This is a genomic window from Bacteroides salyersiae WAL 10018 = DSM 18765 = JCM 12988, assembly GCF_000381365.1.
GTDB classification, from domain to species: domain Bacteria; phylum Bacteroidota; class Bacteroidia; order Bacteroidales; family Bacteroidaceae; genus Bacteroides; species Bacteroides salyersiae.
Map to the genome: position 1 here is coordinate 52,889 of NZ_KB905468.1, position 18,489 is coordinate 71,377.

Annotated in this window: 9 protein-coding genes; 2 read left to right on the plus strand and 7 right to left on the minus strand. The window is 44.9% G+C overall.

The window, feature by feature from the left end; genetic code table 11:
• Positions 1–14: 14 nt before the first annotated feature.
• The 3 genes from HMPREF1532_RS18135 to HMPREF1532_RS18145 all read right to left on the minus strand — a co-directional run bounded on the left by HMPREF1532_RS18135 (position 15) and on the right by HMPREF1532_RS18145 (position 6,625).
• Positions 15–2,801 (minus strand): caspase family protein, encoded by a 2,787-nt coding sequence (locus tag HMPREF1532_RS18135; protein ID WP_005933250.1) that lies wholly within the window; start codon positions 2,799–2,801, stop codon positions 15–17.
• A gap of 7 nt (positions 2,802–2,808) precedes the next feature.
• The gene (locus HMPREF1532_RS18140) at positions 2,809–4,914 is read right to left on the minus strand and encodes a WD40 repeat domain-containing protein (RefSeq protein WP_005933253.1); all 2,106 of its coding nucleotides are present in this window, start codon (positions 4,912–4,914) and stop codon (positions 2,809–2,811) included.
• Between the two features lie 277 nt (positions 4,915–5,191).
• Positions 5,192–6,625 carry a CCA tRNA nucleotidyltransferase gene (locus HMPREF1532_RS18145; RefSeq protein WP_005933256.1) on the minus strand — a complete coding sequence of 478 codons (1,434 nt, stop codon included), beginning with the start codon at positions 6,623–6,625 and terminating at the stop codon, positions 5,192–5,194.
• A gap of 156 nt (positions 6,626–6,781) precedes the next feature.
• Between HMPREF1532_RS18145 and HMPREF1532_RS18150 the strand changes: the two genes are divergently transcribed.
• The gene (locus HMPREF1532_RS18150) at positions 6,782–7,630 is read left to right on the plus strand and encodes an outer membrane protein assembly factor BamD (protein WP_005933259.1); all 849 of its coding nucleotides are present in this window, start codon (positions 6,782–6,784) and stop codon (positions 7,628–7,630) included.
• Entirely contained in the window at positions 7,623–8,189 is a 567-nt protein-coding gene (locus HMPREF1532_RS18155) for a TlpA family protein disulfide reductase (protein WP_005933261.1), read from the plus strand. The genes HMPREF1532_RS18150 and HMPREF1532_RS18155 overlap by 8 nt, the downstream gene beginning before the upstream one ends.
• 84 nt (positions 8,190–8,273) lie before the next feature.
• Here the strand turns inward: HMPREF1532_RS18155 and rpiA are convergent, their stop codons facing one another.
• The 4 genes from rpiA to ruvA form a co-directional block, all read right to left on the minus strand.
• Positions 8,274–8,972 carry a ribose 5-phosphate isomerase A gene (gene rpiA / locus HMPREF1532_RS18160; RefSeq protein ID WP_005933263.1) on the minus strand — a complete coding sequence of 233 codons (699 nt, stop codon included), beginning with the start codon at positions 8,970–8,972 and terminating at the stop codon, positions 8,274–8,276.
• Positions 8,973–9,339: 367 nt separating this feature from the next.
• Entirely contained in the window at positions 9,340–10,329 is a 990-nt protein-coding gene (locus tag HMPREF1532_RS18165; RefSeq protein ID WP_005933264.1) for a DUF3843 family protein, read from the minus strand.
• 39 nt (positions 10,330–10,368) lie between these two features.
• Complete coding sequence (gene sov / locus HMPREF1532_RS18170) at positions 10,369–17,745, minus strand: T9SS outer membrane translocon Sov/SprA (protein WP_005933266.1); 7,377 nt, start codon at positions 17,743–17,745, stop codon at positions 10,369–10,371.
• Positions 17,742–18,338, minus strand: coding sequence for a Holliday junction branch migration protein RuvA (gene ruvA, locus HMPREF1532_RS18175; protein WP_025819005.1), 597 nt, complete (start codon positions 18,336–18,338; stop codon positions 17,742–17,744). The genes sov and ruvA overlap by 4 nt, the downstream gene beginning before the upstream one ends.
• Positions 18,339–18,489: the final 151 nt, after the last annotated feature.

The window sequence follows — 18,489 nt, forward strand, 5'->3', positions numbered from 1 at the left end:
TCCTTATTCAGTCCCTACTCGCCCTGAGGAGCAACAGGAGCCGGTTCTACCGGGGTTTCCAATCTTAAACTTTCCCAGCCAAACCAGGTAGGCGAAACCATGCATTGCGGTTCTTGCATTTTACCGATCATAGCGGTTGCCTTTTTCACGGCTGCGCTCGTTCTCTCAAACAAATCTTTCATTGAGAGATCTCCCCGCGCATCTTTAATGGTCTTAATCAGGAAGTAGGTGTAATACCCCTGCTTCTTATCGTGATAAACGCTGGATGTCTGGTCGCCGCTACTTGAAGAGAAACTCAACGTTTTCCCCTGTGGCAATCCGACCTTCGGTACTACACGCACTCCTTTCTGGGCAAGTAAAGGGGCAGCACTCTTATAGCCGCCACTGAAACAGGCATCCAGAAAAACATAAGCCCCTTTCACCGGATAAGTAGCCAGTTCCCTATACAATTCGGTCAGTGAAATTCCCAGACGGATATTCTTACCGGTAATATCCACCGGCAACAGATAAGGCTCTTTCGTGGCTTCGTCATTATTACCATGACCGGAATAATAGAATATCAACTCCGCTTCCGGATCGGTACTTGCCACATTCACTAACCAATCGAGCTGTTCGTGCATCATACCCGCCGTGGCATTAGGAACTACCTTTATCTGATTGTCGGGTACCCCGAACGTACGTACACAATATTCACGGAACACCATCGCATCATTCACAGCATAAGGCACATTGATTTCTGCATTGGCACCGGTCATGCTATAATCCTCATTACCGATAATCAGTGCATACCGGTGACGATTGACGGCCCCTACCGGAATATCTTCCATCAACTCACTCTTGAAAGTCAACGAGAAATCTTTGGCAACCGCCCTGCGGGCAACAACGTTTCCGCTCAGATTCATGGTACTTGCCGCAGTGAGGTATTCACCCACTTTCACCTTATAAGCCTCGTTGATGGCAGAAGAACGGGTAGATTCCGTAACTGCCAGTACCACGGCTATGGAGTCTCCGTCAAAGCGTTTGTTCACAAGAAAGCCGTAATCCAACGTAGCCACATCTCCCGGTGCAATGCTGTCGATTGTCATTTCGGGGCTGTCGGTCGTATAAACATTCTTCGGTAAAGTAAAATTCAGTTTTACATTGTGTGCCGTTTTCGTTCCGAAATTCTGTACGGCAACAGTCAGTTTTCCATTCTTACCGATAGTGATGGAAGAACCTTCGGACGCAAAGAACTGATGATCGGCAATCCGCAAACGCGGCATCGAATACTCCATCGTGTTCACAATCAGTTCGGACGGATCGGCATCGAACCCATTGGCTTCGAAAGCATAGATATTGATTCGGGCCAATGCAGTAGGCATTTCCTGCTTCACGATATATCGAAAAGTATACTCTTTGGAAGTTCCGGCAGGAATATTCCCTCCATCCAATTCTCGCGGGCCATCGAAATACCGGTCATATCCCTGCTGTTCGGACAAACGGAGACGGATATTATAAGCATCGCCCTTTCCCTGGTTTTCAACGGTAAACTGCACGGCGAAACTCTCACCGGCATCGATCACCTTATTGTTATTGCCATCTATAAAGCTATCCACACGTATCACCAGCATAGCCGGATCTACCGGAACCGGAACAGACGACTGCTCCTGCGCCACATTTTCCGTCTTCTTCAGAGACTCATTGTATGCAAGCAACCGATCCGGAAATAAAGTGTAAGAAGCACCGTCCTCGATAATCTTATTCAATACTTCATACTCGGCTTTCATATCCATATACTGATATACGCCGGCAAGCCCCTGCATATACATTTTGGAAGAAGGCTCTTTCTCCAGAATCTTCAGGAACAAGTCTTTTGCATCCAAAAGATACCCCGATGCACGCTGGCGGATCAATGCATATTCCGTATCGTTGGCAATCGTGGCACCGTTGTTCACGATTTCCGTCGCACAATTGAAATTGGCACGGGCCACTCCCGTCATCAATTCAAAATTATTGGGATAAAGCGCATAGAGACGTTTATAAATATCGAGTGCCTCTATGTTCTTTCCCTGCCGTTCGAGAATACGCGCTTTGATAGGCAACACCTTATCATTATTAGGATCCACGGCGAGAATCCTATCGATGGCTCCCAGTAACTTTTCCATATCGTTGGTGGCAATGTACACATTCACCAGATTATAAAGAAAATCCAATGACACAGGATATTTTTCATTGGCTTTCAACAAAATACGTTCCTGATCGGCATACTTCTTCTGCGACTGGTAAATCATATTCATATACACGTAGCAATCTTTTTCCTGCGCTTCCGTACCGGTATTCAGGTATTCCTGGAAATACTTCAAGGCCAGCTCGTTCTTTTGCAGGTTGTAAGCCGAAACGGCCGCATAATATACCACCGAAGCATAACGGTTGTCCTTAGGCAACAGCTCACTACGGAATATCGCCAACTGGGGCATATCGATATAAGCCGATGCAAAGTCCAACGCCTTTGCCGGTTGTTTCTGCTCCGAGTAATACACTGCACCATTCAACAGGTAAGGATACAAGGAGCGCAAACGATTCTTCGCCCCTTCCAGATACTGACCGTTATCCGGTGCCTCCACTATTTTTATGAAGTTGACATAACTCTCCAGCAGATAATCGTACATGGCAGTTATGTTCGTTCCTTTATCGCGCTCGCTTTCAAAAAGCACATACTGCTGGTTGGCCCGTTTGGAAACAGAAGCGGCATCCTGTGCCGCTATCCTGCCTGTTACCGCCCCCGCAGTGAGAATGATTGTCAGTAAAATAAGTCTTTTCATTGTTTGTTTATTGTTGGAATGCGTCCATAATCACGAATTCTACATTGATCTTGCGGAATTCCCCACCACGTTCTTTGGCCACTTCCACATGATATTCGTAGTCATTCTTTGTATTATTCAGTGTCGTTACATTCTTTTCGATATAGCTGTGTACTCCGGCGGCACGCAGCAACGCCAACTGTTCATTCTGGGTAATACCCGATGATTTGGTAACCGTTATATTGTCCAGATTCCCGTCCTTGTAATAAGGTTCGTCGGTAAATTCACCATAACGCCCGTCATAGGCAATGCGCCCGCGAATCGGACTGGCATCGGCCGAACCGGTAATAATCACCTTCACTTGCTTCCCTTCGGCAAGGTACTTAGAGAAATCGCCTTCAAAAGCATTCTTAATAATCTTCATCAAAGACATCGCCGCATTCGACTTCTCAATGTTATATCCACCGGAAGGAAAATCTTCTTTTGCAGAAAACTCCTTATTGATAACTTCATACTGATAGCCGACCTTGTAATTCAGAATCTTCTTTCCATCGGCGTCCACACCCGGCACAACCTCTGTTTTCACATTGATCTGCGTATTGTCCGTAATCAGCTTATCCTGTTTTTTCTCTTCCACTACCTGTTCCTTGATTTCTTTCAATTGAACCTCCTCACGGGTAGCCTGCTGCATAATTTCGAGCGGAACGAAGTTTGCATCGGCTTCCAATGCGGTCAATTTGGTACGCCCGATATTATCATAGATGTATACCTTATTGGTAGTTTCGTTCTTCACTTCTACATAAGCAAGTTCAAACTCATCCTTGTCATTCAGCACATAAACAGCATTTTCGAATTTCAGGTTCTTTGCGTCCCCGAAACCTTCCGCTTCCCCGGCAGGCACTTCCAGAGCGATAGAAGGCAGTTGCTTGAATCCGATATTCAGCATATTGCTTGAAGCGTCATAGTCGCCGATAAACGGATTATCGATAGCAATACGGTCTCCGGCAAGTTCGGTAGCCACTTCCTGTGCAAACATCTGCTGTTGTTTCAAACGGGATTCATCGTTTACGCGGATCGCATAATCTTCCATCGATTCCCCCTGCATCATCTTCACCCATTCGTTCATTTTGGCGTCTACTTCCTTACTCATGATCTTCCCGTAGAAAGGATTCAATCCGTTGGCATCCCAGAACACCATTTTATAAGGACGGTTGGAGAGCAGGAATACCTCACTATTCTGATTGTTCTTGAAGAAACGGGTACCCACTACGCCCGGCTGTGCCTCCGACAATTCCTGCTCAACCACACTGTTTTTCAAGTTCACAATCACAATATCCTTATTGTCACGAACCACACTCACATATTTTCCTTCCGGATGGAAAGAAGGAGAAGTCAGCTTTCCACCCAATTTATCGAAAATATCGACTTTCTCCCAGTTCTTCGTATCGATGATCGTCAGGCGGTTGTCATCGGTAGTTGCAGCCAATAAAGAAGCATCGGTCGAAAAGGCAACCTCCTTAACCGTTGCCGGCATCGGAATGGAAGTACGCTGTTCTTTTGTCTGGAAATTCCAGATAACAATATTTTTCCCCACAGCCGAAGCGATGAAATAATTGTTGGAACTCAATGCTAACGCCGTAGCCGGAGCACTACATTTAATGTAAGCCTGTGGCAAATAGGCTTTGGTGTCATAAACGATTATCTCCCCCAAAGAATTGGAAGCAATGAAATTGCGCGCGTCACTTCCGTAACACATGGCCAGCATCAGCGGTTTCTCTTTCAATCCCTTCCTTTTGTCTTTCAGTTCAAACAGTTTTTTGTTCCTTTCACGGAAAGAAAAGATCGCAATCGGCTTCTTGGGACGCAATACAGCCAATGAACTGCCTGTCGGATTGAAAGCAATGCGATCGATGTTTCTCAACTCCGTAATAGCAATATCACGCATTGTATACATGACTCCGTCCGACAGATAAGCGGTACAGAAAGTCGTATTGTCAAATGCCGTAATCGGCTTTTGCGACATAAAAGTTCTCTTCTCAACGACTTGTCCCGTTACTTGTCCGCAAAAAAGAGCGGAAGCAAAAAATAAAACGACACTCCCACGGGAGCAAAATCCCCTTTTTATCATACCCATATACTTAAAATGATTTAGTTTATGTTTAAATGTGTTTTGCAAAATAAATATTAATTATTGAATCGACATTACATAAACAGCATTTTTTTTCAATAAAAGTGTCATTTCAGGAAGAAATGGGAGGAAGGAGAAAAGGAAAAAGACAAAAGAAGAAGTTTCAGAAGATAAATATCACGGTTTTCCGTTACAACACAGCAAATTACATATTAATCACATTCATAAAAAATCCGGTTACATTTAAATAAAATGCAACCGGACCTCTACGAAATGTCCTACTTTACTTTACAGGAACAAGCCCCATTTTTTTCGCTTTTTGGAATAAATATGCACGAGCCGCTTCATATTCATTCGGAATTACACCATCTAAAATTGCATCTTTTATAGCACTTTTTAACGATCCTACCTCCTTGCAGGGAGTGAGTCCGAAGATTTCCATAATTTCTTCACCACTCACCGGGGGCTGAAAATTCCGGATACGATCTTTCTCTTCCAAATCTTTCAGTTTCTGACGTACCAGAGCGAAGTTATTCAGGAAACGTTGCTTGCGTTCCATATTTTTAGAGGTGATATCGGCTTCGCACAGCGTCATCAGATCGTCTATATCGTCACCCGCCTCAAAAAGCAAGCGGCGCACGGCCGAATCCGTCACGACATCATCGGCAATGACAATGGGACGCATATGCAGACTTACCATCTTCTGCACATACTTCATCTTCTCATTCATCGGCAACTTCATCTTCCGGAAGATATTCGGAATCATTTTCTCGCCAATGAAATTATGATTATGAAAGGTCCATCCGGCTTTGGGTTCCCAACGCTTGGTAAGCGGCTTGGCAATGTCATGCAACAAGGCCGCCCAGCGCAACCAAAGATTATCCGTATGCCTGCTGATATTATCGAGCACTTCGAGGGTATGATAAAAATTATCTTTATGTGCCCGTCCGTTGCGCGTTTCCACTCCTTGCAGTTCCATCAGCTCGGGAAAAATAAGAGCCAGCAATCCGCTACGTTCCAGATCAATGAATCCCTTCGAAGGTACCGGCGAGAGAAGAATCTTGTTCAGTTCGTCGGCTATCCGTTCGCGGGAAATGATCTTAATCCGTTCCCGGTTGCGGCAAAGAGATTCAAAAGTTTCATCATCTATATAAAAACCGAGCTGGGTGGCAAAACGAATACAACGCATCATCCTCAACGGATCGTCGCTGAATGTTATATCCGGATCGAGAGGGGTGCGTATCGTTTTCTCTTTCAGATCGTTCATGCCGCCGAACGGATCGACCAACTCTCCGAAACGGTCTTTGTTCAAGCAAACCGCAAGCGCATTAATCGTAAAGTCCCGGCGGTTCTGATCATCTTCCAAAGTACCGTCTTCCACTATCGGTTTGCGGGAATCACGCTGATAAGACTCTTTGCGTGCACCTACGAATTCCACCTCCACACCGTGATACTTCACCTGTGCAGTACCGAAATTCTTGAATACGGAGACGTGTACTCCCTTACCCAAGTGTTTTCCCAATGCCTGGGCCATCTCGATGCCGCTCCCCACCACTACTACATCTATATCTTTGGAAGGGCGTTCCAGAAAAATGTCGCGTACGTAGCCACCCACCACATAGCACTCCAAACCGAGTGTATCGGCCGTTTCTGAAATTTGCCCGAATATTTTATCGCTAAAGCGTCGTTTCAATTCTTCTTGAGTCAACTCTATCATAATTGGTATTTAGAAATTAAAAATCAATGGCCGGGAGAGACTTCATACCACCCATCGATACTTTTGGAGTGCAAAGGTACAACTTTTCATTCTTTACATTTCACTCTTCACACTAAATTCGTATTTTTGTTGCCTATAAACATAAAGAACAAAAAGATGAAGAAACTGATTGCAGGAATCTGTGTTACCATGTTGCTGGCTTCATGCGGCAATGATGCGGAAAAGAAAGCAAGCGAAAAGCTGAGTGCCGCCCGCAGTGCTTTTGCACAAGGAGACTATAACGAAGCCAAGCTACAGATAGACAGCATTAAAATTCTATATCCGAAAGCCTTCGACGCCCGAAGAGAAGGCATCAAACTGATGCAACAGGTGGAACTGAAAGAACAGCAGCAGACTTTAGTTTACCTGGACAGCATGATGCAGACCAAGCAGCAGGAACTGGAAAAAATCAAAAATAAATATGTACTGGAAAAAGACGCGGAATATCAGCGGGTAGGTAATTATTTCTGGCCGACACAAACGGTCGAGAAAAATCTGCACCGCTCTTTCCTGCGTTTTCAGGTAAACGAGCAGGGAGTGATGAGTATGACTTCCATCTATTGCGGAGGAAACAGCATCCATCATTTTGCAGTAAAAGTAACAGCACCGGATGGCAGCTTTGCCGAAACATCGGCATCGAAAGACAGCTACGAAACTACGGACTTGGGAGAAAAAATAGAAAAAGCCGATTATAAAATGGGAGCTGACGGAAATGTAATGGGGTTCCTCTATCTGAACCGGGACAAGAACATCAAAGTGGAATACATCGGAGAACGTAAGTATACCACTACCATGCCCCCTGCCGACAGACAGGCACTTGCCGGTATTTATGAGTTATCACAATTGTTGTCATCAATCGAACAAATAAAAAAAGAGCAGGAAGAAGCGAACTTAAAAATACAGTTTGTCACTAAAAAGATAGAGCAAAAACAACAGGAAGAAAAGGCGGAGCAAAAAGATGAATGATTTCTTCACAAACCGGAGCTGCCACACGAACCACCTGTTTCGGAAAATCCTAAAACAAATCATATTCATTGCATTTTTGTTCTTGTTCAGCATGTGCATACAGGATGATCCCGAAGAGGTATTCTCACTAAAACCGGGTGATTCGTTGCCGGGGTTTTCGGTACAGGACAACAAAGGCGGGCTTATTTCGAATACGATACTAAAAGGCAAAACAAGTGTCATTGCTTTTGTGAATACCGGTTGTCCGGATTGCCGGAAGGAACTGCCGGAAATAGAAAAAGCCTATCAACAATTTCGTGATGATGAAAGCATTCGCTTCATTGCCATAAGCAGATCACAAGGCTATGAAAGTCTGACAGATTATTGGATAAAGAATGCCTTCACCCTTCCCTACTCCGCACAGGAGGATGATTTCATTTTTCAAAAATTTGCATCACAGAATATACCGCGTATTTATATTGCCTCTCCCAAAGGGATCATTGTTTTCGCATCCGATGATTCGTATATTGTCACCACGGAAATAATTGTCGAACAAATAAACGGAATAACCGGAAAGTAGACATTCTCCCCCTTACGCAATAGCAGAAAAGGCTTGCCGGTGGGTATTACAGAGTGTAAGGAGAAAGATCGCAAGAGCCGGTATTCAAGAAGCCAGCACTTGGATATCGTATCCAATAAAAAGTCCGCTCTCAATGACTCCGGTAATGCTTTTAATCTCTTTCTCCAAAAAGTTTCCAATCCCGTCAAACCAAGCATCCAGAATAAAATTCCCGTTCTCGGTCAGTATCGGACCGTCTTTTCCTTTCGCCATCCGCAAAACGACTTTGGATGCCCCAAGAGTTTTCAACTGGTTTTCCACATAGACCACTCCGGTAGGAAAGACCTCTACCGGCACGGGAAACTTACTGCCCAATCTGGAAACGAACTTACTGTTGTCGACGAGTATGAAAGCCCGTTCACTGCTTTTTATCAACAGTTTCTCCTTGAACATGGCACCGCCCCGTCCTTTGATAAGATTATGCGAAGGATCTACCTCATCGGCACCGTCGAATGTCCAATCGGGACGCCTCTCCCAAAGAGTTGTTTGCGGAATGCCCAGTTGCACACAAGTCATGGAGATCTCCATCGATGCCGGAATGACTCTCACTTGAAGTTTCTCCGTCCGTATTCTTTCCGCGATGGCAAACAGGGTAAGATAAACCGTAGAACCGGAACCGGCTCCGATCACTTCACCATCCTTCACCTGTGCCGCCAGCTCGCGGGCAATGCGTTCCTTCCCCTCCCGGTTGATGATACGGTCCGACCATTGTAAACCGGTTATTAAATTACTCTTCCACTCCATTGTGTTTCGTTTTAGTGACTCGATTCATAAACAGATATCCTTTCATTATAAATGAACAAATAATACTTGAAAATGTTAGAAATGGTTCCATCCGTATGAAACTTATCGTTCCAACCATATGAAACCAATCGTTCCAATAGGATGAAACCGATCGTTTCAAGCATATGAAACGAATCGTACCCATAAGATGAAACGAAGGAAAACCTGCTTTGGCCCTCTATCGAGTATTATTTCACTCTCCTGTTCAACTGATTATTTGCTTTGGCAGGCTTTGATTTCCCGATCCGTTTCCCGGTAGGCTTTGGTTTTCCACTACTTTTAGAACGGGAAGCACCGGAAGAGACATTCTTTCTTATACCACTCATCATTATCTCCCTTCATAATATTCACCCAAGAAATAACGGGCAATAAAATCCCAGTTTTTCTCCAGTATTTCTTTTCCATTCTCAAAGGGAAGCTGTGCTTGGGGGAACAAATTCCGTTCCATGGCATGCTTTAACAAGTCGAACGGGCAACGGCCCTTATCGGTAAACACCTTATACCCTTCTGCCGAAGCCGCCGCTTCATTGTATGCAGTTTCATTGCGTTTATCACAAAAGAATTGTGCAACACCCGGTGCCATCAGGATACCTTTGGGATTGGCAAACACAACGACATTGTCACCATCCTCATCCGGTTTATCGGGAATATCCGCCCGATTCCAATGCAGATGCTTTACAAAGAAATCCTCCATCTGCCCGTAAAGCGGAAAATACATCAACTGTTCACCATGCGAAGCTTCCAAAAAGAGCTTTACGCTTTCCGGCAATTGAATTTCCGGAGTTATTGCGGGAATGGCAGTCCGTTCCACCAATAGCTGTTCGGACGGCAACACCCAATCACCGGAAGGGACTTCCGTAATAGGCGCCTGCTCAAATACATGATCCATCAACCGATAAACATCTCCGGCCAATCGCAGCATCTCTTTATCAAAGGGGTTGGCAACCGTCGCCGAGAAATCATCGTCCGAATTGAGTTTCCACAGGACAAAAGCAATGTCGGTTTCGTTTATCTCATCAGGAATATAATCTTCCGACAACTCATAAAAAGGAAGGTAACTACCATATAGCTGATGACACAGGTCGCAGAAATGCCGCCATCCGCCTGCATTCGCTATGCTGTCTTCCAGATATAGAGTCAGCATAATGGCAGCCCGTTGTATATCCTCTGTCCGTTTTCCGATATAGGGTTGTGAAGAGCCGATCAACGAGAAAAGCCGGTTGGCAAAGTCCAGATACCATTCATCCGTAGAAACCGACTTTGCACGAGGATGAGGCCGAAGCCACGACTGCATAAATATCTTTTTATTTCGTTCCATATCACGAGGGTATTTTTTTAATAAAGCATCGGGAAAGTATTATCTTGTAAGCGAGAATTTCAGTCTCATTCCGAAATCCGCACTGGTCACCGGATAAGAGCTGGCAGATACAAGCGGCGTATTTTTCTGACGATCATAATAGAAGCTGACGCTAAGCAGGCGGCTCAGCGTATAGTCCGCAGAGAAAGAGATTTTAAGTGCCTTGTTACCACTGGTGGCCTGCGTGGTCACTTGCTGGATATCCCGGGCAAGAGCAGACTGATTACGGAAAGACACATCCATACGCAACGCGAGGTCGTTGCTTATCTTATTCTTCAAATCCTTCTTATTGCGTCCCGGGAAAAGTTCAAGACCCATGATCTTATATCCCATACCCAATACGAAATCTTTCGTACTGCTCTCTACAATCTGATTGGCGGCAAGGCTGAGATTAAGAATTCGGGTAGTCTTGTATTCCACCTTGGTAGTGATGCCGTTTTTGAAAGTAACGTCCACGCCTAACAAAGGAGAGAACTGTTCGTTGATGGAAACAGCAGAAACGTCATACATAGAGGACGGAACAGGTATACCGGTCTGTATATCATCTACAAATCCCCAATCCCCCATGTAGCTATGGAAATTCTGGAACGTACTGTAACTACCGACACTATACGTACTGCGATAAGCATGATTCAACGTCACACTCTTAAAGTATTTCTTGAAAAATTCAAGTTTACTCAATCCGCTGTAAGTCACACGCCAGTTAGGCATCATAGACAAGATACCCGGGAACAGGTCGAGAGCACTGTTGCTTGCACTTCGTCCGGTGTAAGCCGCCAGGAAAGCCGGTATCATCACGTCAGAACTATATTTGTTCACCTGATACAATGGCTGTTGATTCAAGCCACTCTGCCCCTGATAAGGAACTCCGGCATACATATTTTCTATCCTGTTCTTTATGATATCCAGATTTCCTAAAAAGCGGTTGAAAGAAGAGGATGAGTAACCGTTAGAAGCACTGCGGCGTTCGAATGCACTACCGATCGTGATCACCGTCATATTGAAGTTACCGCTCTGTATCTGAGGCATGCCTTCATACATAAACTGAATCTGATTGGATTTATTACGGGTACGTCCGGCATTAAGATCGATCTTCAAATCACGGACAGGCTCCAGCGTCATACGTATCTGTAAATCTTCCTGGGCATTGGTTGTTGCCGGACTTACTACAGAATCTGAAACCAGCCAGCCGTTATCCAACGCCTTGTTAATATAACTGTCGCCCGTCATACCGAAAGCAAAATCAAGTCCCGGAGCAAAACCGGACGCTCCTTTCGTCTGCCCGAGCATATCCCCTATTTCCGGTCGGAAACCGGATATGGACATCGCATAGGTGTTTTTATAAGTAACACTTACATTACGTACCATCATAGCGACACGCGCTGCCGACTGTGCTATCTTATACCAACGGTTATCTTCGGGTTTCGGGCCTTGTATAGCGGTCAGTTTTATCCGGATGCTATCTCTTGTTTCGATGCGAATGGTATTGGCATCCATCACTTTATAACGAATCGGATAACGGTTACCATCTACTGTCAGTGCCGAGACTTTCGGTTTCTTCGACCCCAAGCTATGACGAACGGTCACCGTAGTATCTTTCTTCAACTGTATCTCTTTTTCATACCGTTTCGGTTTCTCTTTCTTACGCGTATCCGGACGACGCGCCGAAGAAGTAGCGGCAAAACGACGGTTGGTAGCTTTAAGGAAAGGCACCTTATTATATAGAGTCTCCAAATTGAAACGCCCGTTCACATCGATACTGCGCTGGTTCGAAATGGTATTACCCATCTCTCTCCCATCCGAAAGCGACACACCGCGATCCCAATTGTAAGAAGAGTTAAAACGGGTATCCGCCGTAATCCAGTCGGTAGCAGGAATTTTATCGAATGGCAGTTTATACGAAGCATTGAATGTCTGCTGATAATCGATCGGACGTCCGAAACTCAACAGACTACGACGTATCGTATCCTTCTTCGCTTCATATTCATCCGGATCGAGCGTCTTGTTTACCACTCCATAAGGTTCTTCTATCTCGGCACGAGTGGCCGAAGTGAAATTCATACGAAGATTCTTCGTCAAATCCCAGCGCAAGGCAAAGTCGCGATTCCACAGAAAATCTTTCGCCACACTTACGGGAATATCGGCAGGATCGCTCAAGTTCTCCATATCACGCAGTTGGAGTTCGTAATAGTGACGGCTCATATCCGTATTGAAAGAGATATTCTGCGGCAGATAACTCAAGTTCAGGTCTTTCACAAATTTCATCCATTTGGATTTGCTCTTCAATCCTTTGAAGGGTTCCCAAGCTTTGTAAACGGGAGCATAATTATAAGACAACGCCCCACGCCAGTCCGTTTCATTTTCATAAACAGTGGTACTGCCCTGGTTATGCCGTTTCGTACGGCTATAGCTCATGGTAAAGTTACCCGGATCATAAGGCATCGGATTTTTACTGGTGACCCCTACACGCATATTACTCAGACTGAAATTCTTGTACGTCGTTATCTCGTTGGCGATGTTCCGTAAAGAATCCCGTTCCCTGTCGTTAGCCAATGCATCAAGTGCATCCTTCAGCAACATATCCTTATCCAACGGATTATACTTGGGAGAAGTTTTTTCACGGGAATAAGAGTAGTAAATCGGGGCACTCAACTTCACCGCTTTCGGGAAGAAACGTCCCAGTTCAAAGGTGGTAGTGAACTGATATTGATAATAGTCGTCCAAGCGACGCTCGCTGACACTCTGTTCCAATCCGCCGAATCCCGCAGTCTCTACATGTCCGGCCATACTTACACTACCGAGGTCGGAAAGTTGCACATTCATATTTCCCTGTGCTGCCCAACCGCCGTCTTCATCAAAATCGGACAGACGCAATTCGTTCACCCAAACCTCTATCGACTTTTTAGAGCGCGAATTATTGCGCACACCGATCATCATCGTCTTCACTTCCGCCAATGACGGATTACCGATAATACTTATCTTGTTGGCCGGTTGCTCCGAATCGTATTCGGAATAAAGTTTTCCGTAACTGACACCGCTCAGAGGATTGTTCTTCGCCTGATTACGTTTCTTCTTCAAATCGGTAAAAACAGACAGAGCAATGTCCAACATATTATCTTTAGGCCACACAATGAGTTGGTCGGATTCCGAATCTCCATTATAATGTCCGGCAGGAGTCAATTTCAACGGTATTTCGTATTCATAGAAATTAGAACGATAGTCGGATCCCAAACGAATGAATACGGATAACTGCCCATCTTCCGGATCGGTAACATTGTCGGTCAGCGCTGCTGCGTGAGCAAACATCTTCAGGCGACGATACTGGCGCATGTCCATTGTAGAGTTTTTGTATACGGCACGTGCATCACCCGGCGCCAGATCTTCCAGCTTCAAACTCATGGCCTGCTCATTTTGCTGGCGTAACTGCGGCTGTCCCGGATCTACAACTCGACTGATGCCTGGAGGCATTACATAGTTTACCGGCGTTTTATCACCATTCTCTTCTATATTGACAGTAGACACATCCAATGTACCGGTTACAGTAGGAGCCGGATTTTGAAGATTGTACAAAGGATCTGTATACGTACGCCATTCGCCACGCACCAGTTCCAGTGTAGCAAAACGCAAAATAACAGGTTTCTCGAACTGGGTAAGGAACATACGCATGAAACGTATCGATTTAAAGTCTTTGATATTACCGATAGGCGTTCCGCTACGTACAGGAACCTTAAACTGATACCAGGTTACCTCTTCCGAGCTGCCATTACGCAGTCTTACTTTCGATACCCGTTTATCCGTAATGTAATTCTGCCCGACTTCCAGTTTGGAAGGAGTCAGGTGAATTCTATACTGAAAATATCTTTCCGTCTCCGAAAGGGTATTATCCTGATTGATATCTTCAATATCAGGACTATCTTTGGCAGCAGTCGGGTAACTTTCCGGAGAATCTTCCTTGGCAACCGAGTTGCCCTCCGTATTATTAAAATACTTGTAACGTTCGAGAATGCTTTTCTCTTCGGCATCATAGTCCGATCCGCGATAGTAATGAAATTTATCACCGGCCGGTGAATCATAGAATTTCTGAAAGGCATCGGCATTCAACTTCGGCCGTATCTCTTCAAGATACTTGGCATATGTAGGATAGTTCCTTTCATCTTCTACCGATAGTCCGTTGAATCCGACATCCTGCTTCTTGCGGGCTCCTGCCGTATTATCAAAAGCATATACCAGACTACGGTCTTTGGGCACACGTCCCCAAACCGTATAATCCACCCGGGACGGATCGTCATCGATAGGCAAACCGTTCTCGAAAAACTTCTTTCCATCTTTCAGGATATCCTCAGAAATATCTCCTAAGTTGAAATACAGATATCCGCCTTCGTTCGTACTGCGGGTATTCTTTCTTGTTGAAGTACCCGGTTCGTCTCCATCGGCATAAATAAAGGGATCGAGCAACCAGAACTCCAAATACTCGATGTTATTCTTTTCAAAATCACTGGTCTCTATTTTACGCATCATTCCTCCCCAACGCTTTGCAGGATCCAATAGATTTCCATTTTCATCCAAATCCCTGTCCAAGTTGTAAGGACCGCGCTCTTGCGGATAATAGGCGACATTCAACACTGACATAGTGGACGTTTCCGTATTGTTATAATCTTTGCCGGGAAACAACTCCGGTTCATAAACTTCACGGACATAATGATTGGAAAGCTGGTCCAAGTCATTTTTAATATGGGTCGGAGTCAATGAGGAATTACGGCGGGTAAACAAACCGTCGATATGATACCAGGCCAGCAAAGCACGGTTTTTCCCAATAGCCGTACTATCGGAAAGGTTGGTACTTGCCTCCGGAAATAATATCTGTTCGCCGCTTCCCCCGTTTAGAGGGCCTTTTGCATTATAAGGAATAGAAGAGAGCTGCCAATTTAGCGGTTGGCTTAAATCGATTCCACTTTGAGAGCTTTCAAAATCATCGATATAAGAAGAGTTGTCCTGCAATCCTCCGCTATGTCCCGGGATAAGCTGGGCAAATTCCAATCCCAAGTTTATATTCGACGGGGCGGTAGCTTCGACAAAAGGCAACTTATCCACCATATTGGTCAGCCACTGGCTTTCCCGCTTCCACGACGCATTCAACCCCCACAAAGTATTCGAAATAGGTTCGTCTCCCATAGCCACCTTGGTGGTCATCGGTTTTTCACTCAGATGCATAATGGTACCTCCCAACTGGAAATCCGGTGAAAAATCATACGTGAAATTCAGCCCCAACATCGTTTTTCGCTGCATGTTGTAAGCCGTATTACTTTCAAGATTCACACTGATCGCAGTACCTGCATCGATGATACTTTGATTTAGGATGGTAACTACTCCCATCGTATAGTCAACCGAGTAATCGGAGTTTTCCGTCAGCGTCCGTCCACCAGCCGTGACACGCACCGATCCCCGGGGGACATTCATCGAACCAAGACGTATCTCATTGGCAGACGAGGCACGGTACTCTCCCTGCAGACGGAATTTATCTTTCTCCGCCAACTGCTTGGCCACCGTCAATGTAGAGTCATACAACTCCGTAAATGCATACTTATCGGCCAGTTCCTTATTGCCGAGTTTATCGGCCAGATGCTTACCGAAAGGTTCCACCACCGGGAAGAAGATACGACCGTTTTGCGCATTGACCGTATACCCTTCGACAAAATCGAAGAATCCGTCACTACCCACCTGGTTCTTACTGTTCAAACGATCCAGATTCATCACCTTAAGCAAAGGTATCTTATTGATTTTCCCTTCCGGAATGTATCGCAGATACACACCCGTAGTATCACTCAAATAGGTAATATTCAACGTAAACTTCTCCGATTGCACCTGATAAGCATTCAATGAATAGACGTTTTTCATCATCAAATCCCAGCAATTGGAGTTCGGAGAATTAGAGGTGTTTTTCAATAACTTCACATAAAGACAATTTGAAGTTTCCTTTATATCGGAAGAAAATTCACCGACCTGATAGGTCTTACCACCGATATTATATTCAAATGCAACGGCAAGCACCTCGTCGGGCTGCAAAGTCTGTTTCACCGAAAGATATCCTAAAGTGGTGTTCAGCGTATATTCCGAAGAAGTAAGCAAACGGGCACTTTCTATCTTCTCATAATCCATCCCGCTCTCCATCCCGGGAATACCCTCCATTACGGCATTTACCGAACTGATATCACGTGCGGCGGAATAAACATTCACCATCTGGCTATACAGATTATTGGCACTATTCCTCGGAACTTTATTGCCTCCCGATTCGGAGGACCACGGCGAACCGGCAGGAAGATTGCTCTCTCCCAAATCCGTCAACGCCACAATATTACGGGGGTTATCATAATTACCCCGTTTGTTGGTCACCCACACTTCAATACGGTTAATCGTGACACCGGAAAGAATATTCGGCAATTGCGCCATATTCTCATCATACCTATCCCGAAAATAATGCGCCAGAAAAAAGTGACGGTTCTCATCATAATCGGCTGCCGAAAAATCAAAAGAAGTCGTCTGTGCCCCGCCCTTACTGTTCACCGTTTTCGATTCGCTTTCCTGCTGGCTGATAACCGTCTGCAACTTCAATTTTCCAAACTGCAAATCAGCGCGTACACCGAACAGGGAAGTAGCCCCCCGTATCAATGAATTACCGGTAGTCATACTCACATTACCGGCTTCCAGCAGTTTTATGATCTCATCTTCTTTACCTTCATATTTCAGCTTCAACTTTTTGCTGTCGAAATCAAAAGTTGCATCCGTATTATAGTTCATGTCAAGGTTCACCTTATCACCCACTTTACCATTGACATTGATATTGATCTTTTCATCAAAGTCGAATCCCCAGGTCTTACGCATACTTTCGGGAAGAGTCGGATTCTGGACATTGTTATACTTCATTCCCATACTCAGTTCAGCACTTCCCTGAGTTCTGATCTGAACGCCACCCGGGCCGAATATCTTTTCTGCCGGCCCGAGATTGAACTTCATGTTCGTGAAGTCGAATTCTTCTTTTCCTTTGGTGAATACCGAGTCGTTGCGTTGGCGATAATAGTTCTGCATAGAACGTTTCATGCTCCAGTCCAGATATTCGGCAGGAGTCATTATGATAGGAACTTCCATTTCCTGCCCTCCTACAATGGTACGGATCAGATAGCGGTTGGTCAATGCATCATACTCTACCTTCTCTTCAACAATAGGCATAGGCGGGAGCACTTGGGCAACAGCAGGCAAACTTCCTAAACATAAAAATAATATGCCAATAAAGTAATGTGTCGACATACCGGCGAACCCGCGACATACCCACGCAGCACATTGGTAAATTGAAACATTAAAAAATTGGCATATTACTTTCATAATCTTTTCAAAGCAAGTTTAATAACTTTCTCTACAGCCGCATCGGGCTCATCTTTCAAAATGGCAAGTACTACTTTTTGTGAAGGAGCAGCCGCAAACCCAAGCATAGTAAGTGCAGCTACCGCTTCTTCCTGTATTTCGGTATTCATGGCAGACAGCAACATAGCCTGTCCGCCTCCGCTTGCGGGTACGGAAGTCTTTATTTTATCTTTCAAATCAACAATTACACGTTGTGCCGTTTTCAATCCGATCCCCTTCACGGTTTTCAACATGTTGGCATTTTCTGTGCTGATCACATTTACCAACTCGGCCGGAGAGAGTGCCGAAAGAATCATCCGCGCCGTATTACCGCCGATGCCGGATACGGAAATCAATAACAGGAACAACTCACGTTCCTGCTTGTCCGCAAAACCATAAAGCACATATGCATCTTCACGAATGGCTTCATAAATATAGAGTTTGCAAGTGCTTTTTCCTTGAATTGCAGAGTATGTATTTAATGAAATATTTACCGCATACCCCAAACCGTTACAATCGATTATCGCTGTTGCCGGACTAAGTTCGGCAATCTCGCCTTTGACGTATTCTATCATAATATCCTTATAACGCACGCGCACGAGAAATATTGTGCTTTACTAACCTTGAGCAACAAAAACTAACTTTAACAACCCTTTTAGGGCAATAAACAGAGAAAATGATTATTTTTGCGGCATAAAACAAGAAATATGTTAAACAAAACCAATA